Here is a 25896-nt window from a genome sequence, read left to right on the forward strand (position 1 = left end):
TCCTTTTCTCAGTACACCACTATATCGATATTTTACAACGAGATAAAGCGGAAACCTTCTCGCAGGATAGGTGTCTAGCAATATGTCTTAAAACTCACTGACTAAGCCCTTTGGTGTATTTTCCCTTGTGTGAAGAGGGATATGCGCCGGTCTATTTGAGCGGTACGAATCCCGTTCTGGAGTGCGACTAACACCCCCGGTATATCGCTGGGGCTCGAATAATTAGATGCCTCTAATCATTTGAGAATAATTCACTCTCACGAACACGAAAAAGTATTTTATTCGCACAAATGGGGTTTGATTTTCCGAAATCATTCGGAAAATCAAACCCCATGGCGGAATCCGCAGAATGTGCCCCGCGCTAGACGGAGTGCTTAGCCTCGGCGTGTGGAAAGAGGAACGTGGGTGCCCACGCCCTCACGCACGGTGCGGACGCTGCGGCCCTGCTGAGCATTCTCAGCGGTGGCGGCTCGCTCACCGTTCTCATTGTTCTGGGCGGCAGGCTTTTCCTGGTTCTGCGCGGCCGCGGTGACGATGGCCTGCAGATCGAAGCTGACACCCGTGCGGGTGAACCAACCGCCTCGAGCGCCGTGCACCTCAACGGCGATGAGGTTCGTACCCGCCTTCAGCTGAGAAGCCGGAACCGTGAAGGTCACCGGGGCCTTCTGGGCCTGCTCGGCAGACACGCTGCGCGTCGCAACGGCGGTGTTCCAGAGGGGCAGCTTGGTACCGAAACCTGCGCGACCCACTTCCTGACCGTTGACCGCCACCGCAACGGCATCGTCCGCGTAGGTGGTCAGCTTCAGGTCGCGGCTTGCCTGATCGCGGGTGAGGGTAATCGTGGTGTAGGCGTAGATGTTGTTGTACACGCGGCTGTAACGAATCGGAACGCGGGTGTTGAAGTTACCCGCGCCCAGGCCGATGGGGGCGCGGCCCTTGTTCCAGCTGGTGGTGGCCAGATCCTCGAGGGAGAAGTGGAAGTCGTACTTCCACGCCTTCGCGCGGTTCGGTGTCCTATCGGATACAACGTAATTCCAGGTGGAGCCGTAGGGCAGGACAACCTGCTCCTTGGGTGCAGGGTCAGGCTGCGGTTCCTCGGTCTTCGGGTTCTCAACCGTGGGGCTTGCCGTGGGAGTCTCCGCGGGGCTCTCCGAGGCGGTGGCCTCAGCGGTGGGGCTCTCCGAAGGGCTGGCGGTGGGAGTCTCGATGGGGCTCTCCGAGGCGGTGGCCTCGGGGGTCGGGCGGACGGGCGAAATCTGGACTCCGGTCGAAGCCGAGAAGTTATTCGAGGCATCCACGGCACGCACAAAGTAGTGCGCGCCATCGCGGTGCTCCACCTCGTAGGAGGTGCCCGAGACGGTAGCAATCGGACGGTCGTCGCGTAGAACCTGGTAGCGCACGGTGCCGCTATCGGCCACGGAATTCCAGGTCAGAGCGTCCTTATCGTCCTTGAGCTCCACCTTCAGGTTCTGAGGCGTAGCCGGCGGAGTCACGTCACGCTGCTCGAAACGCGCAAAACCAACGGTGTTCTGGACACCGTTGACGCCCAGGGTGCGGTGAATATCGCCACCGACCCACAGGGTGCCGGTGGAGTCCACGAAGGACTCCCAGATGCCGAAGCCGTGATCGCCCTTAATGGCGGGGGCGAATTCGGGCAGCATCTTACCGGTCTCCGGGTCGAAGGCAGCCACAAGCTTCACCGAATGAATCACGGTGGATTCGGTGAGCGGCGCACGCTTGGTGTGCGAATTCTGGTACAGGAAATCGCCGCAGTGGCAAGCACCGTAGAGAGTATTACGTTCCTTATCCAGGTGCAGATCCTGGAAGTCGCCGCCATTACGGGTAATCGCGGTGTAGGTAGGACGCATATCGCTCTTGTCGTAGCGAGAGATGAGGTGCTCCGTACCACCAACCCAGACTCCGGATCCAGCATCCTGAACGTCGAACTGGAAGCCCCAGACCTTCGTTTCGTGCATCAGGTCGTTCACGTTCGCACCGGCGGGAATCTCGGAGTTCTGGTAAGACCAGTTACCGCCCTTCTGAAGGTTCTCGGTAATATCCGCCACGCGGTACGCCAGGGCACCGTTCAGCCAGGTAAAGTAACCGACTACGTACACGTGCGAGTTATCTTTGGAAGCACTGATGCCGTTCACGGTGCCGTTAAACACCTGGCGCCAGTCGCGGTCGATGCTCACGATACCGGGCACACCATTGGAGGGGGCGCCCAACTTAAAGCGCGCGATATTGCGGGAGTATGCGACGCCCGAGTTATCGCTCTCCTTGACGTGGGTGAAGGAGCCACCGATGTACACGTAGTCGCCTTGGCGGTGAATGGTCTTCACCACGAGCTCATTGCCCTTAATGCGGTTGGAGATGCTCACGTTTTCCCACTCGGGGGCAACCTCACCGGTGGAGGCGTCTACGACCACGAAACCCGAGAAGGGGCGGCCGTTTACCGTGGTGAAGTAGCCGCCGATTGCCAGACGGTTATTCGGCAGGGCCTCAACCGCCTTGACCTGGCCGTTGAGCGTCAGGTGGAAGTCACGGCGCAGCTCGCCGGTCTTCGGATCGAAGCCCGCGATGTTGGACTGGTTCACGACCTCGCCCGTGGAAGACTCCAGGTACTTGAAATCACCGCCGATGAACACGGTAGAGGAGTTCTCGTCGTGCTTGACCTCGGTGATGGCCTCAACGTAGGTGTGCATCTCGTCGGTCTTGCCGCTGGAAGTCGCGGAACTCGTGCGCCAGCGCCAGGTAGCCGAACGGCTATTGGGCAGCTTACGACGCTGGCTGGCCTCGGTGCCCTTCACGCCAATTTGGGTCAGCTTCAGGTCGCTCTGGGTCAGCTTGGGGCGCAGGAACATCTGGGTGTAGCCCAAAGCGCTCTGGGTCGTACCCTCGTTGGTGTAGATGTAGGAGTTGCGCGAATCACTCATGGAGGGTTCGGAACCGTCCTGAGAGATGGGGGAATTCTTACCGTAGCGGAAGCCAATGCGGTAATCCTGCTTGGGCATCTCCTCAAAGAGCAGAGCCTTGAAACCGTTATCCTGGCCACGCAACAGGTGATCCTGCCAGGTGCCGTTGGCCCAATCCCGGCGACCGTTCTCGTTGTACGCGGAGAATTCGTCGGGGTTCTGGATCACGGTGTTGGACCAGATAGCGTCGGCACGCAGGGCCCAGGTCCACTCGGAGGTCTGACGGCGCTGCACGGTTACCTCCTGCCACTTGGTGCCGGAGGTGTTCAGCACGCGGCGGAAGCGGTAACCATCGGTGAGATCCTGAGGAGAGGTGCCGTTGAGCAGCTCGCTAATGGTGGTGCCCGAAAGCTGCACCGGGGTCGTGGCCGCGGGCAGCGAAGAGTAGGGACGAACCTGGTCCTGGCTGAGCGTCAGGCCGGAGGAAGCGGGCGCCGCGGAGCTATACAGCTGAGCCGGGTCGCCCTGACCCTCGTAGCCTTCGGTCCAACCGTCGCGACCCTCAGCAATCTTGACCCAGCCGCCGCCGTCGGTCTCCTGATCGCAGTAGAACTGGGTCGGTGCACTCATAGCCGGGGTGTACAGCCAGTAGGCGCCGCTCTTTGCCTCGGGGTTGGCCTGCTTAGCCTCCCAACAGCTGGCAGCGGCACGCTCGGAGGTGGTGCCGTTGTAGAAGGACGAATCTTTCTGAACGTTCGTCTGCTCGGCGGTCTTCTCGACCGCGGCACCCGGTGTCAGTGTGGGAAGAGCCGCGGGCATTGCCAACGCGGTTGCAATGCTGAGGCACAGAGTCGAACGAGTTATTGCGGAACGAGAAAAGCCGGACCCCGTTATCTCAAAAAGGGCTTTCATAATATCTCCAGGTGAATGCCAAAAATTGTATGAAAACGCAGCATCATTAATGCGTTGTGTACGATACCGGCCCGAACTAAACCGCGCAGACCGGCACCTCAATTAGTCCCTAGCAATCAGGGTTATTCGGGAAATCGTGGGTTGCAATCTTCCACTGACCGTTAACCTGAACGAGGGTATAGATATTGAGTGAACGCTTGGGAGAACTATCATCCTTGACGGGCTGATTGTTCTCATCGTAAATCTTGACCGAGGAAGAGTCCATGCACACTTCCAGCAGGCGTGCGGGCTGACCCTTGTACTCGGTATCGGCCATGCGGGGCGTGCCCACCACGGTGGAGGAACCCTCATAGTGCCAACCAGCCAAAGCATATTCGGAGGCCTGCACCGCAAACTCGGAGGCGGCGGAATCCACGGCAATGTTTTCGATGGCACGAATCGTGTCCTCATCGAGGACCGCGCGAGCCTTCTCCGTGTTCTGCGCCTGAGCGTCCTCATCGCTGGTGGGCTCGCTAGTTGCCTCCGGCGAAGCGGCGGCGGAGGGAGCCGGCTTAACCTTGGAGAGGATGTCCTCGTAGGAGTTTACGAGCTCGGTGGTCTTCTTGACCTCGGCATTATCGGTGGGCACCGGAGAGGCCTTCTTCATGTCTTCAGAGCCGGTGTAAATCTCCTCCAGCTTCTGGCCGTCAGAGGAGGTAGCCTCAGTGCTTGCGGAGGGGTTAGCCTCCGAGGAGCCCTGATCGGGGATGCGGCTGGACGAGGCCGAAGCCTGCGCGTCGGTAGCCGAGGAAGACGGAGCTGCGGAGGCGCTGGTGGAAGCGCTCGCCGAGGGCGTGGCCGACGAAGAGCTCTGCGCGGTGGAGTTCTCGGAAGCGCAGGCGCTGAACAGAAGCGCAGACACCGCGAGGGTGCTCAGAGCGCCGAGGCGACGGGCTTTTGAAGAACCCGCAGAGAAAAGGTTAGACATGGGAAGCCTCTTTGGTGGTTGGAGTGAGACGGTCAATATTCCGGAAGGATAATACCGCGCCCGGAGGCTCGGCCCCCTAAAGGCTATCACGCCAAGCTGGGAAAATACCCGGACTTTAAAGATTGCATTTTCATAACATTTGAGAATAAAGAACAGGTATTGCTGGGCATAAACCTGCATATGAAGGAAATGTATATCTTTAGGTGAGAAAACTGTGATGCATCCGAGGGAAATGCATACACTATGTGCAAAATGCCCCGGGTTAGTTTTACAACTAACCCGGGGCATTAGGGCGAATATCACGTTGAATTAAACGTTATATTACTCGATATCCGCTCTGAAAAGGGGTTATGCTGCCCGCACGGCCTGGGTACTCGCGGAATAATTGCCCGAGGTATCCACCGCACGCACGTAATACTTGGCGCCATCGCGATGATCAACCGAGTAGTGCGTGTCCGTCACCGTCGCAATCGGACGGTCATCGCGCAACACCTGGTAGGTCACTCGCTTCTCCGGCACAGCGGACCAGCTCAGCTGATCCTTCGCACCGTTATGCTTCACCTGCAGGTTCTGCGGGGTCTCCGGGGGAGTCACGTCGCGAGCAGCGTAGCGAGCGAAGCCCACGGTGTCCTGCACGCCGTTAGCACCCAGAGACTTGCTGATGTCGCCGCCGACCCACAGGGTACCGGTCGAATCCACGAAGGACTCCCACACGCCGTAGCCGTGCGCGCCGTTCATAATCGGGGCCCACTCCGGCAGCACCTGGCCGGTGTCCTTATCGAAGGCCGCGACCAAACGAATCGTCTGGGCATCCGTAGCGTTCTTCCACTCCGCATCAATCTTGGTTGCGCCCTGGTAGATGAAGTCACCGCAGTGGCAGGCACCGTAGATAGTCTTACCGCTCAGATGCAGATCCTGGAAATCGCCGCCCTCGCGAGTAATCGCGCTGTAGGTACGCTGCATGCTCGACTTATCGTAGCGGCTAATCATGTGCTCGGTACCGCCCAGCCAGACGGAGGAGCCGGCGTCCTGAACGTCGAACTGGAAGCCCCACATCCTACGCTCGTTCTTCAGGTCCCAGGTCTGGGCGCGGGAAGGAACGTACGAGGGCTCGTGGGTCCAGTCGCCGCCGCTCTGGCGGGGATTGGTGATGTTGGCGAGGCGGAAAGCCTCACCGCCGTTAAGCTGCGTGAAATAGCCGGCCACGTACACGTGGCTGTTGCCCTCGGAAGCGCTCACACCGTTCACCGTGCCGTTGAAGACCGGACGCCAGTTCCAGTCCACCTCGCCGTTGCTCAGCTTGATGCGGGCCAGGTTCCTGGAGTAGGCGTACGTGGGGGAGGTGTTACCCTTCAGGTGCGTGAAGGAGCCACCGAGGTACAGGTACCCGTCGCGGACGTGCAGGGTCTTCACCTGCACCGGCAGGGAAGAGATGCGGCTCTGAACGTGAATATCCCACTGCTTCGCCACCTGACCGGTCTTCGGATCCAGCAGCACGAAGCCGTTGTGGTTCTCACCGTTCACCGTGTCGAAGGTGCCGCCCACAGCCAACAGACCGTTCGGAAGCGCCTCAACCGACTTCACCTGACCGTTGATGCTCGGGCGGAAGGAACGGCGCAACTCGCCGGTACCCACCTCGTAAGCCGCGAGGAAAGCCTGGTCGACCTTCTCGCCGCTGGCCGATTCGACGTAGGCAAAGTCGCCGCCGGTGAAGACAGCGCCGCCCACCTCGGTAATGGCCTCAACCTGGGTGTTCATCTCACCGTTCTTACCGGTACCGGTCGTCTTACTCGTACGCCACTTCCACTTCTCGGAGTAGCTATTGGGTAGCGCGCGGCGGTTGCTTGCCTCGGCACCCTGCTGGCCGTAGTCGTGCAGACCCTTAGCCGCCAGATCGTTCTGCGTCAGCTTCGGGCGCAGGAAAATCTGGGTAAAGACCAGGGGAGTGGAATGGTCGTTCGCCGGACGGTAGATATACGAAGAAGTCCTGTTCAGCAGGTAATTCTGGAACCAACCCGTAATCCTAGCGTTCGGGCCGTAGGTAAAGCCCAGCTTGTAACCCTGCGAGGGCTTCTCCACGAAGTACAGGGAACGGTAATCGTCCGAATAGCCGTAACGGAAGATATTGCCCTCAGTTTTATCCTGGCTGTAGTAGTTGTAGCCACGGTACTGTCGCGGATGAGTAATCGAAATGTTCGACCAGTACATCGTTGCGCGGAAGGTCCAGGACCACTCGGTGCTTGCGGCACGCGTCGCCTTGAAATCCTGCCACGCGGTACCGTTCACGTTCATGGCGCGGTGGAAGCGCACGCCATCGGGCAGATCCTGCGGACGGGTACCGTTCAGCAGCGCGTTCACCGTCTGACCCGGCAACTGCACCGCGTCAAAACCGGTGGGGTTCTGGTACAGCTGCTTGGCATCGCCACGACCGTTGTAGTTCTCGGTCCAGCTCTCGCGGCCTCGACCAATCATGACCCAGCCGCCGCCGTCGGTCTCCTGATCGCAGTAGAACTGCTCCGGGGCACTCATCTGCGGGGTGTACAGCCAGTATGCGCCGCTCTTGGCGTTCGACTTGTTCTGCTTAACCTCCCAGCAGCTGGCCGCGGCTCGCTCGCTCGAGGAACCATCATAGTAGCCGGCGTCGGCAGCCTGTGCACCCGAAGCAATCGGGCCCAGCGAAGCAACCACCATCGCGGCGGAAGCCACCGCGGCGCCCCAAGCCCGGGACCTCGAACGGGACGCTACGCCAGAACTGGGGGGAACGGCGTCGCCGCCGGAGGTCAGGGAACGAGAACGTCCCCGACGCATCAACGGAAGAAAATTCATTGTCTCTCCTCAGAGACCTCAACCGGTAGCGGGCGCGTTTCTCATGCTCGGCCTCTTGCGCATCGGTGCTGCGAGCGCCTTAAAGAAAGCCACTCAACCCGAGCTAACAGCGTGTCCACCATCGGAATCAGTGAGTGTAGTTATCGGAAATTGAATGAATACGTTCAGAACCTGTCAGCGGGTGACCCGCCGGCTGCCCCTGAACGCGTTCAACCGCATCACCTGACGTCGCCGGAACGGCCGTCAAGAAGATGCGGAACGGGTCTGACCGCCGATGCGAACCCTGCGGGCCGCGTCGAGCTCGGAAAGAACCAAAACTAGGGGGGGGTAGCGATACCCCGGGTGCGCCGCCGCCTGCGAGAGTTCCGCGGGGAACCTCTCGCAGGCGACAGCCGGGAAAGATGCGGGCTCATTTAACCCGCGACGGGGGTGCTAGGCCTGAACCGCACCCGTGGAGGCCGAGTAATTCTCGGAACCATCGATGGCGCGCACGTAGTAGCGGGCGCCGTCGGTGTGCTCCACCTCGTAGCTGGTGCCGCTCACCGTGGCAATCACGCGGTCATCGCGCAACACCTGGTAGCGCACGCCACCCTCACGAACGCCGGACCACGAGAGCTTATCGGTCGAACCATCTCGACGGGCCGAGAGGTTCGAGGGAGTAGCCGGGGGAGTCACGTCGCGAGCCGCGAAGCGGGCAAAGCCCACGGTACGCTGCTCACCGTTAGCACCCAGCGAGCGGTTAATGTCGCCGCCCACCCACAGGTTGCCGCGCGAATCCACGAAGGACTCCCACACGCCGTAGCCGCTGGCGCCCTTGAGCACCGGGCTGAACTCGCCGATGACCTCGCCGCTGTCCTTATCGAAAGCGGCCACCAGGCGCATGCGGTGAACGGCCTTCGACTCCTTCCAGTACGTGTGGTAGCCGGTCGAGCCCTCGAAGAGGACGTCGCCGCAGTGGCAAGCACCGTAAATCGTGTTACCGCTCAGGTGCAGGTCCTGCCAGTCGCCACCGTACTTAGAGATGGACGAAGAAATACGGCCGTAACCGTTCTTCGAGTAGTTAGCGATCAGGTGGTCGGCACCGCCGGTCCACACGGTCGAGCCGGCATCCTGAACATCGAACTGGAACGCGTACACAATGCGGTCAGTAATGTTCAGCTTCAGCGAGGGTTCCCACTCCCACTTAATGTTCGAAGCGTCGGAGCCCTTCAACGCGGCCAGACGGAAAGCGCGCTGATTGTTCAGCTCGGTAAAGTAACCGGCGGCGTGAACCGTCGAATTATCGGAAGCGGCGGTAATGCCATTGACCGTGCCGTTGAAGTTCGGGCGCCAATTCCAGTCCACCGCACCGTTGGAAAGCTTAATACGAGCGGCACCACGTGAATATGCGTAAGCCTTAGAAGTGTTGCCCTTCACGTGGGTGAAGTTACCGCCGATGTAGAGGTAACCGTCCTGCACCAGCAGGGTCTTCACCTGAGCCGCATCGCCGTTACGGCGCTGCACCTGAACATCCCAGGTACGGTCAATCTGGCCGGTAGTCGCATCCAGAATCACGAAGTGGTTGGCCTTCTCGCCGTTGACCTCGGTGAACTCGCCACCAACCGCCAGGCGGTTATTCGGCAGGGCCTCAAGCGCCTTAATCTGACCGTTGAAGGTCGGGCGGAAGGAACGAACCAGCTCGCCCGAATCCACGTTGTAACCGGCCAGGAAGGACTGGTTCACGCGCTCGCCACCGGCCGACTCGACGTACTTGAAGTCGCCGCCGGTGAAGACCGTATCGCCCACCTGGGTGATGGCCTGAACGTAGGTGTTCATCTCGTTCTTCTTGCCGGTACCGGTCTGCTCGCTCGTACGCCAACGCACGGGCATCGTGTAGCTATTGGGCAGGGCGCGACGGTTGCTTGCCGCGGAACCCGAACCGATCGAGGAGAAGTGCAGGTCGTTCTGCGTCAGCTTCGGGCGCAGGAACACCTGGGTGAAGGGGATGGAGTAACCGGCCGAGCCACGCTTCTGGTAGATGTACGAATCCGGGTTTTCGCTACCGAAGTTCACCAGCGCACCGTACGCAAAACCAATCTGGTAACCCTGGTTCGGGTTCGCGAAGAACTTCACGGAGCTGGTCGTGATGCCCGGCGCCATCTGCGAGGCGAAAAGACCCATGCGGGCGGTGCGGTTAATGCCCGCGCCCGAGAAGCGCACGGTACCCCAGCGCTGGGCGTAGCTCATGGCCCAGGTCCACTGATCCGTCTGGGGGCGCTGAACGTACACGTCCTGCCACTGGGTGCCCTTCGCATTGTGTGCGCGGTGCAGACGCATGCCGTCGGGGAGGTCCTGCGGCTTAATACCGTTCAGCAGGGCATCCACGGTGGTGCCCGAGAGCTGGACCGGGGTGAACGCGGCCGGTCCGGTCGGGTTCTGGTGCAGCTGGTTCGGGTCGCCCGTGCCGTTGTAGGACTCGGTCCAGCCCTCTCGGCCGCGGCCAACCATGACCCAGCCGCCGCCGTCGGTCTCCTGATCGCAGTAGAACTGCGCGGGACCGCTCATGGCCGGGGTGTACAGCCAGTAGGTGCCAGAAGAGGCCGAGGGGTTGACCTGCTTGACCTCGTAACATGAAGCAGCCGCCTTATCGCTGCTGGAGCCATCGTGGGTTCCGATCGCGGCGGAGGCGGGCGTAGAGGGAATCAAAGGCGCCGCGGCAAACGCGGTGCCCATAGCGAGTGCGAATGCGGCCCACTTTTTCGCCGCCCGCTTGCGGGGCGCGGCGTCGGGACGCTGTGTGTATGTGGTTGTCATATGTGTCTTTCTGATGCGACGTTCCGGAAGAAACATCGAAAGAAACGGTGATATTGAGACCTCAAAGAAGCACAGCGCATCACGAAATGCATATAAAAGGTGGTAATTCTTTAAAACACTTCGTTTCGGAAGAATGCGTGAGAGTGCTCTCGTCGGTGTATTGACTAGCGTACAGGATGAAGCTGAGAATTCGGGGCCCGGAGGCTCTGCGCGCATACCGGAAAAATGTGATTTGTGCCCTAAATGTTGAGGAGAGAGAAAGACTTCAAAAATCACGCAGACCGGGCACCCTCGAAATATAAGAAACTGGCACGCAGAATATTTAAGAAATATTCGCCGCCCTGCGAAACGAAGAAAGCGAAATACCCGCGCAGGGTGGAGCCGCTCTAGAATAAAAAAGCTGTTCACACGAGCGGCGGGAAGAGCGGGAATACCTCCCGTTCGACTCGTCCCACTCACTCAGCTCGTACCGTACACACCATGATTCAGGAGAAGCCTTGAGCCCCACCCGCGCGACACAGAAGAGCCCCGCCGCACCGCTGTACCCCCTCCTGAAGCTGCTCAACCGGCAGGAACGCTGGGCTGCCATCCGCGCCGCGGCCGCCGTACCCGCCGCCGAGCGTAGCGCCCGCACCCTCATCGGGGCCGTCGCCGGAACCCACGCGGCCCTGCTGGCCGACCTCTCCACCGCGGTGCGCGAAGGCACCCCGGAGGCGCTCAGCTTCGTCATCGCCCCCACCGACCGCCAGGCCGAAGACCTGGCCCACGCCCTGCGCTCCTACTTGCCCGCAGAAGACATTGCCATGATGCCGGCCTGGGAAACCCTGCCGCACGAGCGCCTCTCGCCCCGATCCGACACCATCGGCCGCCGCCTGCAGGTGCTACGAGCCATCACCGGGCCCGCCGCGAGCCGGCCCCGCATCGTGGTCGCCCCCGTGCGCGCCGTCATCCAGCCCATCGTCTCCGGCATCGAAAAGCTCGAACCCGTGCACCTGGTCCGCGGCGAGGAATACCCCTTCAAGGACGTGGTGCGCGGCCTGAACGACGCCGCCTACTCCCGGGTGGATCTGGTCGCCAAGCGCGGCGAGTACGCGGTGCGCGGCGGCATCATCGACGTCTTCCCGCCCACCGCCACCACCCCCGTGCGCCTCGAATTCTTCGGTGACGAGCTCGACGAGATGCGCCACTTCTCCGTGGCCGACCAGCGCACCCTCAGCGGGGGAGGAGAACTCACCGAACTCACCCTGCTACCCTGCCGCGAGCTACTCATCACCCCCGAGGTTATGAGCCGCGCCGCGCGCCTGAAGGCCGACTACCCGGCCGCCGCGTCCATGCTCGAAAAGATCGCCGGCGGCATCTACGTTGAGGGCATGGAATCGCTCACGCCCCTACTCGTCGACTCCATGACCACCCTCACCGCGCTACTGCCCGCCGGATCCCTGGTGGTCAGCGTCGAACCCGAGCGAGTGCGCGCCCGCGCCGAAGACCTCGTCGCCACCAACGAGGAATTCCTCGCCGCCGCCTGGGACACCGCCGCCGAGGCCGACGCGGTCTCGCCCATCGACCTGGGCCAGCTACGCCTGAGCGACAGCGGATTCCGCACCATCGACAGCACCCGCGCCGAGGCCCTCGCCGCCCACCTGAGCTGGTGGGACATCACCGAGCTCACCACCGACGACAGCCTGCTCGAAGACGCCGCCGAGGCCATCGAATCCGTCGAAAACCTGCAGAACGGTGCCCTGGCCGACGCCATCGAAGAGGGCATCGACACCTACACCCTAACCGCCCGACCCGCCACCGCATTCAACGGCTCCGTGCACCGGATGCTCGAAAACCTCGGCGACCTCATCCAGCAACAGTGGACCGTCCTGGCCCTCACCAACGGCCGCGGCTCGACCGACCGGCTCATCGCCCTGCTCCACTCCGGGGAGGAGGGGGCCGCCTCCGTGCCCGCCGCCCGCCGAGCAAGCCTCGAGGAGGACCCCGCCGGGGATCTCGAACACGGCATCGTCGAGGTGTGCGAGGCACCCGCATCCGCGGGCTTCCTGCTCGAGGACGCCAAGCTCGCCGTCTTCACCGAGGCCGAACTGCTCGGCCGCCGCGGCACCTACGCGCCGCGCTCCGCATCGGGCCAGAAGTTTAAGACGCGTCGCCGCCGCAACGCCGTCGACCCGCTCGCCCTGAACCCCGGCGACTATGTGGTGCACGAGCGCCACGGCATCGGCCGCTTCGTTGAAATGACCTCCCGCCCCGTGGCCGGCGCCGCACCCGTCAACGGGGTGCAGCCCATGAAGGAATACCTGGTCATCGAGTACGCCCCCTCCAAGCGCGGCGGCGCACCCGACCGACTCTTCGTGCCCTCGGACCAGCTGGACCTCATCTCCAACTACGTGGGCGGGGAGAACCCCTCCCTGTCGAAGATGGGCGGTAGCGACTGGGCTAAGACCAAGTCCCGCGCTCGCAAGGCCGTCAAGGAAATCGCCGCCGACCTGGTGAAACTCTACTCGGCGCGCCAGGCTTCGCGAGGCCACGCCTTCGCGCCCGACACCCCCTGGCAGCGCGAACTCGAAGAGTCCTTCCCCTACAACGAGACCCCCGACCAGCTCACCGCCATCCACGAGGTGAAGGAGGACATGGAGAAGGAAATCCCCATGGACCGCCTCATCTCGGGCGACGTGGGGTTCGGTAAAACCGAGGTCGCCGTGCGTGCCGCGTTCAAGGCCGTGCAGGACGGCAAGCAGGTCGCCGTGCTCGTGCCCACGACCCTGCTCGCCCAGCAGCACTACGAAACCTTCACCGAGCGTTTCTCCGGTTTCCCCGTGAAGATTCGCGTCCTCTCCCGCTTCCAGAAGGCCAAGGAAACCCGCCAGATTACCGAGGAAATCGCCTCCGGCGCGGTGGACGTGGTGATCGGTACGCACCGCATCCTCTCGGAGAGCATCGTGTTCAAGGACCTGGGCTTGGTCATCATCGACGAGGAGCAGCGCTTCGGCGTGGAGCACAAGGAGAAGCTCAAGCAGATGCGTACCAACGTGGACGTTCTGGCCATGAGCGCAACCCCGATCCCGCGCACCCTCGAAATGTCGCTGACCGGTATTCGCGAAACCTCGACGCTGGCCACCGCCCCCGAGGAGCGCCACCCCGTGCTCACCTTCGTCGGCCCGCGCACCGACAGCCAGATTACCGCCGCGATTCGCCGCGAGCTCATGCGCGAGGGCCAGGTGTTCTTCGTGCACAACCGCGTGGCCGATATTGACAACGTGGCCGCCGAAATCGGCAAGCTCGTGCCGGAGGCGCGCATCGCCACCGCGCACGGCCGCATGAGTGAGTCGCGCCTGGAGCAGATTATCGTGGACTTCTGGGAGCGCCGCTTCGACGTGCTGGTGTGCACGACCATCGTGGAGACCGGCCTGGACATCTCGAACGCGAACACGCTCATCGTGGACAACGCCCAGAACTACGGTCTGAGCCAGCTGCACCAGCTGCGCGGACGCGTGGGTCGTGGACGCGAGCGCGCCTACGCGTACTTCCTGTACCCGGTGGACAAGACCCTCGGCGAGATTGCCCACGAGCGTCTGAAGGCCGTGGCGACCCACAACGAGCTCGGCGCGGGCCTGCAGCTGGCCATGAAGGACCTGGAGATTCGCGGTGCCGGCAACCTGCTCGGCGGCGAGCAGTCCGGTCACATCGCGGGCGTGGGCTTTGACCTGTACCTGCGCCTGGTTGGTGAGGCCGTGGCGAACTACCGCGGCGAGAGGGAGGAGCGCGAGGTCGAGACGAAGATCGACCTGCCCGTCAACGCGCATATCCCGCACACCTACATTGACTCGGAGCGCCTGCGTCTGCAGGCCTACCGCCAGATCGCGGCGGCCGACACCGAAGAGAAGATTGCGGAGGCCCGCGAGGAGCTGGCCGACCGCTACGGTGAGCTGCCCGAGGCCGTGGAGAACCTGCTGGCCGTGGCCACGCTCAGGATGCACGCCCGCGCCGCCGGTATTCACGAGATGGTGGTGCTGGGGCCGAAGGTACGCGTGGTGAGCGCCCAGCCCCTGCCGGAGTCACGCCAGATGCGCCTGAAGCGCGTATACCCCGGCTCCACGCACGCCCAGCCGAAGGGCATGGACACCTGGCTGACCCTGGTTCCCCGCCCGAAGACCATGCCGGTTGGCGGCAAGGAGCTGGTGGACCGCCCCATGCTGGAGTGGGCCGAGAAGTTCATCAACTCGATTTACGCGGAGAAGCCGCAGGCCCTCGAAGAGTAACAGGGCTGAGCAATAGCGAGGTAGGGAAGCAGCGGGCCGGGGGAGCACCCGGCCCGCACGACCCGCGCCCTCGGGGGAAGCACACCGTGGATGAAGCTTGCCGTTCGGAGTGTCATAATATGGCACATCTGCACGGCGAGTGCGTTTGCCCCGCACAGGCGGCATAGCTCACAATTAAGGCATGACTTCAACGGTGAACTACGCATCCCAGCGCATTGTAATTATTGGCGGCGGACCCGGCGGCTACGAGGCCGCGATGGTGGCCGCATCCTCGCAGGCAGACGTGACGCTTATCGAGCGCAAGGCCATCGGCGGCTCGGCCGTGCTAACGGACGTCGTGCCCTCCAAGACGCTTATCGCCACGGCGGATATGATGACCCGCTTTTCCGAAGCCGGAAGCCTGGGCATTGAGAATACCAAGGGCAAGGCCCCGCAGCTTCGGGTAGACATGGACCGCGTGAACCGCCGAGTGCGCGACCTGGCCCAGCAGCAGTCTGCAGACATCAAGCGCGCCCTGGCCTCGGCGGGCGTGAAGATTATTCACGGCACCGGCAAGCTCCTGGACCGCCACACGGTGCAGGTGACCGACGAGGCCGGCCTCGTCTACCCGCTACATGCCGACTTCGTGCTGCTTTCGGTGGGCACGCATCCGCGCGAGATGCCCACGGGCATGCCCGACGGCGAGCGCATCCTGACCTGGACCCAGCTGTACAACCTCAGCGAGGTGCCCGAGGAGCTCATCGTGATCGGTTCGGGCGTGACCGGCGCCGAGTTCGCCTCGGCCTATAACGGTCTGGGCTCGAAGGTGACCCTGGTATCCTCCCGCGACCGCGTGCTTCCCGGCGAGGACGAGGACGCCGCCCGCGTGCTGGAAGACGTCTTCGAGCGTCGTGGCGTGCGCGTCATGCCCCGCTCCCGCGCCTCCGCAGTGGAGCGCACCGAGGACGGCTCGGGTGTCATCGTGACCCTCTCGGACGGCCGCAAGGTCTCGGGGACGCACTGCCTCGTGGCTATCGGTTCGATTCCCAACACCGAAGATTTGGGCCTGGACGCGGCGGGCGTGGAGCACGCCCCGAGCGGCCACATTACGGTGGACGGCGTGTCCCGCACGAGCGTGAACAATATCTACGCGGCCGGCGACTGTACGGGCGTGTACCCGCTGGCCTCCGTGGCCGCCATGCAGGGCCGCATCGCGATGGCGCATATCCTGGGTGACGCCGTGCGCCCCCTGCGCACCGACAAGGTTGCGGCGAACATCTTCACCTCGCCCGAAATCGCGACCGTCGGCATCAGCGAGAACGACCTGCACGAGGGCTCCTACCGCGGCGAGGCCGTGACCCTGCAGCTGAGCACCAACCCCCGCGCCAAGATGATGGCAATGCGTGACGGCTTCGTGAAGGTTTTCGCCCGCCGCCACTCGGGTACCGTCATCGGCGGCGTGGTCGTGGGCCAGCGCGCCTCCGAGCTGATTTACCCAATCGCCCTGGCCGTGGAGAAGAAGCTCACGGTGGACGATCTGGCCGAGACCTTCACGGTGTACCCCTCGCTGTCCGGCTCGATTGCCGAGGCGGCACGCAAGCTGCACACCCGCGGTAAGTTCTAACCGCATCCGGGAACAGACACAAAAGCGGTGGGGGCCGCCTTCCATGAGATATGGAAGGCGGCCCCCACCGCTTATTGCGTCCGGCTACTTCGTAGAACTTTACTTCTTGGTGCTGACAGCGTTCATGTCCACGTCACGGGTTTCGTGAGTGAGCAGGATGAAGACAACGCTCAGGATCGAGGCGAAGGCCAGATAGCCGCCCACCGCAGCCACACCGTAGGAGGAGTTCAGCCACACAGCCACAAACGGGGTCAGGGCCGCACCGAGGATGGAAGCCACGTTGTAGGCGATACCGCTGGCGGTGTAACGCACGTTGGTGGGGTACAGCTCCGGCAGGTAGGCCGACATGGAACCGAAGGACAGACCCATCAGGCACATGCCGATGAAGATGAAGACAGTCACGGCGACGGTGTCCACGTTCGCACCGGTGCCGACGACGGCGGGGGAGATGAGCGGGCCGAAGCACAGGCCGAAGACTGCCATGGCGATGGTGGTCCACAGCTGCTGGGTGCGGCGGCCGTACTTATCAGCCAGCCAACCCGAGATCGGGATGAAGATGGCGAAGCCGATAATCGAGACCAGCTGAATGATGAGGAACTCGTGGTACGGAATGGCCAGACCACCCTTCTCTGCCTTGGCGATACCGTAGGAGAGAACCCACGCGGTCATCAGGTAGAACAGCACGTAGCAGGCAACCATGATGAAGGTACCCTGAATCATGGGCCACCAGGCAACCTTGAACGCCTCAACGAGCGGGGTCTTAACCTTCTCGTTGTTAGCGGCAGCCTTGGCGAAGACGGGGGTCTCCTCCAGGCGGAAACGCACGTAGAGGCCGACGGCGACCATCACGATGGAGAGCAGGAACGGGATACGCCAACCCCAGACGAGGAAGGGGTGTTCGAGGTTCTTCGCGTCGGTGGTGGAGTTAAAAGCGATGAAGCTGGTCAGAATCAGCATGAAGCCGTTGGCGAGAACGAAGCCGATGGGTGCACCCAGCTGAGGCCACATGGCGGCGCGGGCGCGCTTGCCGTCCTTCGCGTACTCGCTGGCGAGCAGAGCCGCGCCGGACCATTCGCCGCCCAGGCCCAGGCCCTGGCAGAAGCGCATGATGGTCAGCATGGTCGGTGCCCAGAGGCCAATCTGGTGGTAGGTGGGCAGCAGGCCGATGATGAAGGTTGCCAGACCCATGGTGAGCAGTGCACCGACGAGGGTTGCCTTACGACCAATCTTGTCGCCGAAGTGGCCAAAAATAATGGAACCGAGGGGACGCGCGACGAAGGCGACACCGAAGGTTGCGAAGGAGGCCAGTAGCTCGGTCGTGGCGTCCTTCGCGGGGAAGAACAGCACGGGGAAGACGGCCACGGCGGCGGTGGCGTAGATATAGAAATCGTAGAACTCAATGGTGGTACCAATGAGCGATGCGAGAATCACGCGGCTGCGAGGCGTCGTGTTCTCGACCGGCGCGGCGGAGGCCCTGGTGCCGGATAAGGTGGTGCTCATGAGAGATGCTCCCGAGGATGGACTGACTGTGCGTACAAAAGGGAACCCGTGGCGTAGGTGACGCTGCTCTCGGCGTGCTAGGCGGCGGGGATAGTGCCGCGGCGTGACACCGGAGAATTGAACCGGGTGTGCGGGTTCGGAACGAAAGGTTCCCCTAAAGTGCATTATTATAAACCGTTCAGAAAAGTTAGCGCAGGCCCCGTCACTATCTGGACGGCGGCCCTCCGAACGGTAATTTTTAGGGGCGGCGCATCCCCGGATAATCCTCGGTGGGGGAACGGGGGTGGCGGTGCGCCGCGCGCGTGATGAGCCAATACGCAAGCATCCCCGCCGCGAGAGGAACTCGCTACGGGGATGCTTCGCAAACGCTACTTGATGGTCGCTACTTGATGGTCGCCAGGACCGCACCGGAGGTGACGGTGTCGCCCGGCTTAGCCGACAGACCCGAAACCTTACCGGCCTTGTGCGCGGTAATGGGCTGCTCCATCTTCATGGCCTCCAGGACCAGAACGAGGTCACCCTCGGCCACGGTATCTCCGTCGGAGACGGCCACCTTCACGATGGTGCCCTGCATGGGGCTGGTCAGCTCGTCGCCGCCGGCCTTCGCCGATGCGCGGGAGGAGCGGGACTTGCGGCTCTTCGAAGCCGGCTTGGCGGCGGGCTTGGCGGCGCCGCCCATCTCGGGCAGGGACACCTCCATGCGCTTGCCGTTGACCTCAACCACCACGGTGGTGCGCTCATCCTCATCGGAATCCACGCTACCGGGGGCGCCATCGTACATGGGAATCGTGTTGTTGAACTCGGTCTCAATCCAGCGGGTGTGCACCTTGAAGTCCTCACCCTCGGCCGGAACGAACGCCGGGTCCTCCAGAACCACGCGGTGGAACGGGATGACGGTGGGCATGCCCTCGATGCTCAGCTCGGACAGGGCGCGGCGGGCACGCTGCAGGGCCTGCTCGCGATCCGCGCCGGTCACAATCAGCTTGGCCAGCATGGAGTCGAAGTTGCCACCGATGACGTCGCCGGCCACGAAACCGGAATCCCAGCGCACGCCGGGGCCGGTGGGGACGTTCAGCTTCTCGATGGTGCCGGGGGCCGGCATGAAGGAGCGGCCCGGGTCCTCGCCGTTGATGCGGAACTCGAAGGAGTGGCCGCGCAGCACGGGGTCCTTCTCCTCAATCTTCTCGCCGCGGGCGATGCGGAACTGCTCGCGCACCAGGTCGAGACCCGAAATCTCCTCGGAGACGGGGTGCTCCACCTGCAGGCGGGTGTTGACCTCGAGGAAGGAGATGGTACCGTCGGTGCCGACCAGGAACTCGCAGGTACCTGCGCCCTGATAGCCGGCCTCGCGCAGAATCGCGCGGGAGGCCTCGTAGAGGCGCTTGGTCTGCTCTTCGCTCAGGTAGGGGGCGGGTGCCTCCTCGACGAGCTTCTGGTTGCGGCGCTGCAGGGAACAGTCGCGGGTGGAAACCACCACGACGTTGCCGTGCGCATCGGCCAGGCACTGGGTCTCAACGTGACGCGGGGAATCCAGGAAACGCTCGATGAAGCACTCGCCGCGACCGAACGCCGCGGTTGCCTCGCGCACGGCGGACTCGTACATCTCGACAATGCTCTCGCGGTCGCGGGCCACCTTGATGCCGCGGCCACCGCCACCGAAGGCGGCCTTCACGGCAATCGGCAGGCCGTGCTCGTCGGCGAAGGCAACAACCTCGTCGGCGGACTTGACCGGATCCTTGGTACCCGGAACCAGGGGAGCGCCCACCTTCTGGGCGATGTGGCGCGCGGCCACCTTATCGCCCAGCTGGGTAATGGACTGGGGGGAGGGACCGATCCAGGTCAGGCCGGCGTCGATGCACTTCTGAGCGAACTGCGCGTTCTCGGAGAGGAAGCCGTAGCCGGGGTGCACGGCGTCGGCACCGGAACGGATGGCCACCTCGATGAGCTTATCCATCACCAGGTAGGACTGTGCCGCGGTGGAACCGCCCAGGGCGTACGCCTCATCGGCCAGCTTCACGTGCAGGGAGTCGCGGTCGGGATCAGCGTAGACGGCGACGGTCTGCAGGCCCTCGTCGCGGGCCGCGCGAATCACGCGGACGGCGATTTCGCCGCGGTTGGCGATGAGAATCTTGCTGACCGGGCCGGTGTGTCGGCCGGGGACCGCGGTAAATTTTTTGGCGGCTTCTGCCTGGTTCTGAGTCACTTAAAGCTCTCCTTTATCTCCTGCCGAAAGCATATCGAGAAACGGCAAGAATGGCGAATGTATCGCGCATTGTACTGTTCCATGATATCGATTAGTGTTCAAATACGTGTGTTGGAGGTGCGGGGCGCGGTCCGGCGTGCGCGTCCGCGCGGGTGTTTTGTCCTCGGGACTGGTCCGCTGGGTTAGTCCTCGGGCGGTAACCACAGGTCCGTGACGGCCACGCCGCGGCGGCGCAGCAGCTCGCGCAGGGCGTGGATGGACAGACCAACCACCGTGTGGAACTCGCCCTCGATACCGCGGATAAACGCCGAACCGTAGCCGTCCAGGGTGAAGGAGCCCGCCACCCACAGCGGCTCGCCCGTGGCGATGTACGCTTCGACCTCGGCGGGGCTTAGCTCATCGAAGTGCACGACGGCGCTGCGCAGCTCGGCAACGGCGGGCGCCTCCGCATGCTTCTCGGGGTCGAACTCCCGCAGATCCACGAGCGCGTGACCCGTGTGGAGCGTGCCGTGGTGCCCGCTCATGGCGGTGATGCGTTCGCGGGCGTTCTCTGCGGTGTGCGGCTTGCCGTAGGCCCGACCCTCGAACTCGAAGACGGAATCGCAGCCCAGCACCAGGGCATCGCGCACGCCCTCGGCGGCCAGCTCCTCGGCAATCGCGCGGGCCTTGAGACTCGCCAGGAGGGAAGCGGTCTCGGCCGGGCTGAGCCCCTCGCGTCCTTCGGCTCGTGCCCGCTCGTTGGCGGCGGCGAGCGCGGCGTCCTCATCAACCGAGGAGACGCGCACCGTAAAGGCGATGCGGGAATCCTCCAGGAGCTTACGGCGCGCGGGGGATGCAGAGGCGAGCACCAATCGTGCCGGCGCGGCCTCGGCGGAAGGGACGGGGGAGGGGTCTACTGCAGTCATGCTCTCTATTTTAAGGCCGGGAGCGGGAAGTTTACCCTCACGTGCACCTTGAAGCTTGCCGCGCTCGCGACGGGCGTACAGGTAGCGCGCGAACGGACCGCGATAGGCCGAGCACAGGCCGCGGGCTAGGTTTGCAATTATGGGCTTGCTGTCTAGGCCTGCGATTCGTGCGGCACCCCCGGCGGGTACGCAAACGGCGTATCCCAATCCCCACAACCGCGGGGAGCGAGATACGCCGTAAACATGACGTCGTAAACATGGTGACGGTCGCTTAGCGTGCCGGCGGCCTCAAAACCGTCCGCGCGGAGCTGCGGGAACACCCGACTTGGCCGACCTAACGGGTCTAGCGAGTCTCGGCCACCTGCAGGCGCTTCGGCTCGTCGGCCACCTGCTCCTCGTACAGCGCCTCCGGCACGAAGCCACCCGGGGCGCGCGGCGGCGAGAGAGCAGGCCACGCGAACGAGGCTGCGAAGCCTTCGGAACGCCGAAAAGCAAACAACAGGCAAACTCGAATGGAACGCGGGCATAACGAGACCGGCACAACGCGTGAAACCTCGTGAGACGGCTCCCCGAACTAAGGTGACTCCCAGACTCCCTTGCTATGCTGGATGTGCGTCCGGGATAGGCCCCGGACCAGCGCCGTTTTCGCTCTTCCGGCCCGTGCAACGGCCCGGTGGTCCCCCTCCGAGGCCGTCCTCGGCAGGTACTCACCGGCCGGCCGCGCATCCGGCGAGAACGCCCCCGCACGACACCTTCAAGGAGAGATGCATGAGTTCTGCACCCCAACGCCCGGGCGGAACCCACCGGGTTGATCAGCCCAAGACCTCGCGAGGCCCCCTCAACTCCATTGCCGATTTCGCGAGCCGCGCCGCCCGCTCCACCTCGCAGAACGCCGTGAATCTGGGCGCCACCCGCCCCGGCGTGACCAAGATGATCGCGGTGGCCGGCGCCGGCGTGCTGCTCATCGGTGGCGGCATCTTCGCCTACAACAGCATGCATCAGGAAGAGAACGCCTTCCTCGCCACCGGCGATGAGTACGCCCGCGTCTGCCAGGACGCCACGACCGGTCAGCGCGTGGACGACTCCGAATGTGAGAAGGCAGGTGCGCAAGAAACGACCGCCAGCCCCTCGGAGTCGGCCAGCTCGGATTCCTCGAACTCCTCGAGCTCTTCGGGTTCCTCGGGTTCTTCCGGTTCTTCGGGCACCTCGAACTCCTCCACCACGACCCACCACAGCGGCTCCAACGCCTTCCTGTGGTACTACCTGGGCCGTCAGAGCGCCGCCAACTCGAACGGAGCGTCGAGCAACTACATTCCGCGCGTGGGCGAGAAGCTCTCGGGCGGCTCCACGACCCGTCCCTCGAACGGCACGGTGTACAGCGGCGTGCCCTCGAGCGGCGGTGGATTCGAGGACTCCTACCGCAGCGCCAAGAAGTCCTCGACGATTTCGTCGGGTAAGGAAACCTCGACCAAGAACACCGGCAAGACCTCCTCGGTGCGCGATAACACGACCGGCACCGTCTCGAACTCCCGCCGCAACGGCAGCAGCGGTAGCAATTCTGGTTCCTCCGGCTCCTCCAACTCCTCTAAGTCGGGCACCAGCTCCAGCAACAAGTCGGGTAGCAAGTCGGGTTCGTCCAGCTCGAACAAGTCGGGTAGCAAGTCCAGCGGCAGCAAGGGCGGCTTCGGTGGCGGCTCCAAGTCCGGCGGCGGCCGCTCCGGCGGCTAAGCCCTCCCGCATCCGCACCCGTACATCACCCCCGCTACCGGCAAGGAAACCACTATGCGCCGTGAAGAATTCCCCCTGGGCCGCCCCGAGTGGGAGAAGGTCATCGTCGAAGAAGGCCTCACCTACAGCGTGGACGGCCCCGACGACCCCGACCACTACTGGAACGAGTACGCAGCCTACATCTTCAGCCCGGAGGAGATGAATTCCATCCGCGCCCAGGCCGAAGAAATGCACCGCATGTGCCTGAGCGCCGTGGACTACCTGGCCTCCGGAGCCTTTGGCACCCTGGGCCTGCCGCACGGCGCGTTCAACCTGGCCGTCGAGTCCTGGAACCGCCGCGACCCCGACTTCTACGGACGCTTCGACTTCATCTACTCCGGCGTGCCCGGCGAACCCCTCAAGCTGCTGGAGTACAACGCCGACACCCCCACCGGTATTGTGGAGGCGGCCGTCTGCCAGAAGACCTGGGCCAAGGATCAGCGCCTCGACATGCAGGGCTACGCGCACTGGGGCGAAATCGGCGAGGCCTTCGTGGACCGCTGGCGACAGATTTTTGCGCCCGAGCTCACGAGCGGCCAGAGACCCGTCCTACACCTGGCCCACGTGCCCGAGGACATCGATGAGAACCGGGAGGACTACAACAACCTGTGGCTCATCGCCTACGCCGCCCAGCAGGCCGGCGTCGAAACCATCCTCGTGCCCATTGACGAGATTATCTTTGACGAGCCGACCAAGAGCTGGAAGGACGCCGAGGGCCGGCCCATCAGCAACCTCTTCAAGCTCTACCCCTGGGAGGACCTGGCCACCGACAGCGACTCGGGCTACGACCAGCTGCTCTTCGCCTACCACGGCGCGGTGCAGCGCTGGATTGAGCCTGCCTGGAAGATGTTCCTGTCCAATAAGCTGCTGCTGGCCGCTCTCTGGGATAAGTATCCGGGCCACCCGAACCTGGTACCCACCTACGCCGGGCATCGCGGCGACCTGCGCAACTGGGTGCGCAAGCCCATCTTCGGGCGCGAGGGCGACGGCGTGGAGATTTACGCCCCCGACTACAACGTCTTCGTCAAGCCGGAGGAGGACGACTTCTTCTCCACCGCCCCCGAGAGCGAGTTCGTCTACCAGGAGTACATCCCGGCACCCCGCTACGAGGGTATCATCCAGCCGGTGAGCCACCCCGTTCTGGGCGTGTGGGTCGTCGGCGGACGCTGCGTGGGCGTGGGCATCCGCGAGTCCAACGGCGCGCTGACCGACTACTGGTGCCGCTTCGCGCCGCACCTGGTTGACCTGAACGCCCCCGGCTCGCTGGGCTCCGCCTCGCAGGATCCCGGCACGGCAAACTTCGGCTACTAGGCACGCACGCCGGGTTCGGCCGAGGCTGAACCACCGAGCCCGCTAACGCCGAAGGCCCCCACCTCACTAGCTGAGGCGGGGGCCTTCGGCGTTAAGCCAGCCGTTGCGGCGGGGACGTGACGAAAAACCGGTGCGGCGCTACGGTCTAGTCGTCGTCATCGTCGTCTTCGGCCTCGAGCGGAAGCATCATCTCGTCGGTGAGCGCACGACGCAGGGTGTCCAGACCCACCGAGCCGAGCATCAGGGCTCGAGTGTGGAACTGGCGCATATCCTCGCCGCGGGCCAGGGCCTGCTCGCGCAGCTGCAGCCACAGGCGCTCGCCGATCTTGTAGCTGGGGGCCTGGCCCGGCCAGCCCAGGTAGCGCAGGAACTCGAAACGCACCTGACCCTCGGACTCGTCCAGGTTCTGCTTCAGGAATTCGTAGCCCAGCTCGGAGGTCCAGATGGTGCCGGGCTCAACGCCGAGGCGCTCGGTCCACTCATCGGGCACCGGCAGCTCGCAGTGAACGCCGATATCGAAGACCACGCGGGCCGCGCGCATCCGCTGGGCGTTCAGCATGCCCATGCGGTCGCCCGGATCCTTCAGGTAGCCCAGCTCCTCCATGAGGCGCTCGGCGTACAGAGCCCAGCCCTCGCCGTGACCCGAAACCCACAGCATATTGGTACGCCAGGAGTTCATGGTGCCGGCCAGTGCTGTGGCGATGGAAATCTGCAGATGGTGTCCCGGAACGCCCTCGTGGTATACGGTGGAGGTTTCGCGCCAGGTCGTGAACCGGTCCTCGCCCTCGGGAACCGACCACCACATGCGGCCCGGACGCGAGAAATCGGGGGAGGGGCCGGTGTAGTAGATGCCGCCCTCGTGGGTGGGCGCGATGCAGCACTCGATGCGGCGCATGGGGCCGCCAATCGCGAAGTGCTCGGCGGAGAGGTCCTCCACCGCCGCGTCGGCGAGCTTCTGCATCCACGCCTTCAGCTCGTCGGTGCCGTTCAGCTGTCGGTTCGGGTCTTCGTCGAGCAGCTGCTTGGCGCGCTCGATGCTGGCGCCGGGTTCAATCTCTTCGGCCACTTCGCGCTGACGGGCGATGATGCTCTCCAGCTCCTTCACGCCCCAGACGTAGGTTTCGTCCAGGTCGACGGTGGTGCCCAGGAAGGAGCGCGAGTGCAGACTGTACGCCTCGCGGCCCACCGCATCGCGGGCGGGTGCGGCGGGCTGCAGAACCGTCACGAGGTAGTCATTGAGGTGGCGGTAGCCGTCCTTGGCGCGCTCGGCACCCTCTGCGGCGGCCTCGGCCAGCTCGGGCTCGGCGGCGGCAACCTCGGCGGCCAGCTCGTCAAAGAAACCGCCGGGCGCGTAGTACGCGGCGGTCTGCTCGATGACGATGTCCACCTGGCGGCGCGGGGAAATCTTGCCGTCCGCACGGGCCGCCTCGAGGCTCAGCACAAGCCCGTCCAGCGCCTCGGGCACGCGGTGCATGCGGCCGATAATGTGCTCCCAGTCCTCGCGGGAGTTGCGCTTCATGAGGTCGAAGACGGAGCGCACCTCCTGCGGCACAGAGGTGATGTTGTTGAGCTGCCAATAGCCGAAGCCCGCCTTGCGCTGGGCACGGTACAGGGTCAAGCGCTCCTGAAGGGCGTCCAGGGTAACCAGGTCGACGTCGTCGATGGGCAGAACGCTGTCAATCTTCTTGAGGGTTTTCTTGGCCAGGCGGTGTAGCGCCTTCTCACCGGCGGGGGAGTAATCGGGGTAGAGGGTTTCGACGCCCTTGCGGCCCAGCTCTGTAGCCAGCACGGGGTTAAGGTCGAGGACCTTTTCGAAGTAATCGTTGGCCAGCTGATCGACGTCGCTCAACTGGCGCTTCACACGGTAAATGCTCGGAAGTTCCTGGTAGGTGCTCATGTTCATATCCTAACCCAGCAGTGTGCCTTCTGCCA

At 63.6% G+C, this 25896-nt stretch carries 13 protein-coding genes; 4 read left to right on the forward strand and 9 right to left on the reverse strand.

Annotation, left to right across the window (positions count from 1 at the left end; all coding sequences use genetic code 11):
* Positions 1-374: 374 nt before the first annotated feature.
* From HMPREF2630_RS01180 to HMPREF2630_RS01195, 4 genes are all read right to left on the reverse strand, one after another.
* Positions 375-3734 (reverse strand): fibrinogen-like YCDxxxxGGGW domain-containing protein, encoded by a 3360-nt coding sequence (locus HMPREF2630_RS01180; RefSeq protein WP_246822729.1) that lies wholly within the window; start codon positions 3732-3734, stop codon positions 375-377.
* A gap of 202 nt (positions 3735-3936) precedes the next feature.
* On the reverse strand, positions 3937-4794 hold the full coding sequence (locus HMPREF2630_RS01185; protein WP_070483033.1) for an IMS domain-containing protein: 858 nt from the start codon (positions 4792-4794) through the stop codon (positions 3937-3939).
* 348 nt (positions 4795-5142) lie between these two features.
* On the reverse strand, positions 5143-7500 hold the full coding sequence (locus HMPREF2630_RS01190) for a fibrinogen-like YCDxxxxGGGW domain-containing protein (RefSeq protein WP_246822730.1): 2358 nt from the start codon (positions 7498-7500) through the stop codon (positions 5143-5145).
* A 552-nt stretch (positions 7501-8052) separates the two neighbouring features.
* Complete coding sequence (locus HMPREF2630_RS01195; RefSeq protein WP_070483039.1) at positions 8053-10413, reverse strand: fibrinogen-like YCDxxxxGGGW domain-containing protein; 2361 nt, start codon at positions 10411-10413, stop codon at positions 8053-8055.
* Between the two features lie 497 nt (positions 10414-10910).
* On the opposite strand from HMPREF2630_RS01195, the gene mfd reads away from it, so the two are divergent.
* Entirely contained in the window at positions 10911-14675 is a 3765-nt protein-coding gene (mfd, locus tag HMPREF2630_RS01200; RefSeq protein WP_070483043.1) for a transcription-repair coupling factor, read from the forward strand.
* Between the two features lie 181 nt (positions 14676-14856).
* The gene (locus HMPREF2630_RS01205; protein WP_049343058.1) at positions 14857-16278 is read left to right on the forward strand and encodes an NAD(P)H-quinone dehydrogenase; all 1422 of its coding nucleotides are present in this window, start codon (positions 14857-14859) and stop codon (positions 16276-16278) included.
* A gap of 99 nt (positions 16279-16377) precedes the next feature.
* Here HMPREF2630_RS01205 and HMPREF2630_RS01210 read toward each other — a convergent pair whose 3' ends face one another.
* The 4 genes from HMPREF2630_RS01210 to HMPREF2630_RS09165 form a co-directional block, all read right to left on the reverse strand.
* Positions 16378-17778 carry an MFS transporter gene (locus HMPREF2630_RS01210; RefSeq protein ID WP_070483046.1) on the reverse strand — a complete coding sequence of 467 codons (1401 nt, stop codon included), beginning with the start codon at positions 17776-17778 and terminating at the stop codon, positions 16378-16380.
* Positions 17779-18160: 382 nt separating this feature from the next.
* Positions 18161-19981, reverse strand: coding sequence for an acetyl/propionyl/methylcrotonyl-CoA carboxylase subunit alpha (locus HMPREF2630_RS01215; protein WP_070483048.1), 1821 nt, complete (start codon positions 19979-19981; stop codon positions 18161-18163).
* 182 nt (positions 19982-20163) lie between these two features.
* Positions 20164-20886 (reverse strand): Maf family protein, encoded by a 723-nt coding sequence (locus HMPREF2630_RS01220; RefSeq protein WP_049345099.1) that lies wholly within the window; start codon positions 20884-20886, stop codon positions 20164-20166.
* Positions 20887-21229: 343 nt separating this feature from the next.
* On the reverse strand, positions 21230-21385 hold the full coding sequence (locus tag HMPREF2630_RS09165; RefSeq protein ID WP_168162473.1) for a hypothetical protein: 156 nt from the start codon (positions 21383-21385) through the stop codon (positions 21230-21232).
* Between the two features lie 269 nt (positions 21386-21654).
* On the opposite strand from HMPREF2630_RS09165, the gene HMPREF2630_RS01225 reads away from it, so the two are divergent.
* Positions 21655-22614: a hypothetical protein gene (locus HMPREF2630_RS01225; protein WP_049343061.1), complete on the forward strand. Its 960-nt coding sequence runs from the start codon at positions 21655-21657 to the stop codon at positions 22612-22614.
* Positions 22615-22668: 54 nt separating this feature from the next.
* Positions 22669-23964, forward strand: coding sequence for a glutathionylspermidine synthase family protein (locus tag HMPREF2630_RS01230; RefSeq protein WP_070483051.1), 1296 nt, complete (start codon positions 22669-22671; stop codon positions 23962-23964).
* A gap of 145 nt (positions 23965-24109) precedes the next feature.
* Here the strand turns inward: HMPREF2630_RS01230 and HMPREF2630_RS01235 are convergent, their stop codons facing one another.
* Positions 24110-25861 carry a DUF885 domain-containing protein gene (locus tag HMPREF2630_RS01235; RefSeq protein WP_070483054.1) on the reverse strand — a complete coding sequence of 584 codons (1752 nt, stop codon included), beginning with the start codon at positions 25859-25861 and terminating at the stop codon, positions 24110-24112.
* Positions 25862-25896: the final 35 nt, after the last annotated feature.

Source organism: Rothia sp. HMSC072B03 (genome assembly GCF_001809565.1).
In the GTDB taxonomy this organism is placed as follows: domain Bacteria; phylum Actinomycetota; class Actinomycetes; order Actinomycetales; family Micrococcaceae; genus Rothia; species Rothia mucilaginosa_A.

What these genes read in the sequence shown, in the direction of transcription:
- HMPREF2630_RS01180 (WP_246822729.1), bottom strand. Translation starts at nt 3,734, where the DNA reads ATGCCCGCGGCTCTTCCCACACTGACACCGGGTGCCGCGGTCGAGAAG.
- HMPREF2630_RS01185 (WP_070483033.1), bottom strand. Translation starts at nt 4,794, where the DNA reads ATGTCTAACCTTTTCTCTGCGGGTTCTTCAAAAGCCCGTCGCCTCGGC.
- HMPREF2630_RS01195 (WP_070483039.1), bottom strand. Translation starts at nt 10,413, where the DNA reads ATGACAACCACATACACACAGCGTCCCGACGCCGCGCCCCGCAAGCGG.
- HMPREF2630_RS01205 (WP_049343058.1), top strand. Translation starts at nt 14,857, where the DNA reads ATGACTTCAACGGTGAACTACGCATCCCAGCGCATTGTAATTATTGGC.
- HMPREF2630_RS01210 (WP_070483046.1), bottom strand. Translation starts at nt 17,778, where the DNA reads ATGAGCACCACCTTATCCGGCACCAGGGCCTCCGCCGCGCCGGTCGAG.
- HMPREF2630_RS01220 (WP_049345099.1), bottom strand. Translation starts at nt 20,886, where the DNA reads ATGACTGCAGTAGACCCCTCCCCCGTCCCTTCCGCCGAGGCCGCGCCG.
- HMPREF2630_RS01225 (WP_049343061.1), top strand. Translation starts at nt 21,655, where the DNA reads ATGAGTTCTGCACCCCAACGCCCGGGCGGAACCCACCGGGTTGATCAG.
- HMPREF2630_RS01230 (WP_070483051.1), top strand. Translation starts at nt 22,669, where the DNA reads ATGCGCCGTGAAGAATTCCCCCTGGGCCGCCCCGAGTGGGAGAAGGTC.
- HMPREF2630_RS01235 (WP_070483054.1), bottom strand. Translation starts at nt 25,861, where the DNA reads ATGAGCACCTACCAGGAACTTCCGAGCATTTACCGTGTGAAGCGCCAG.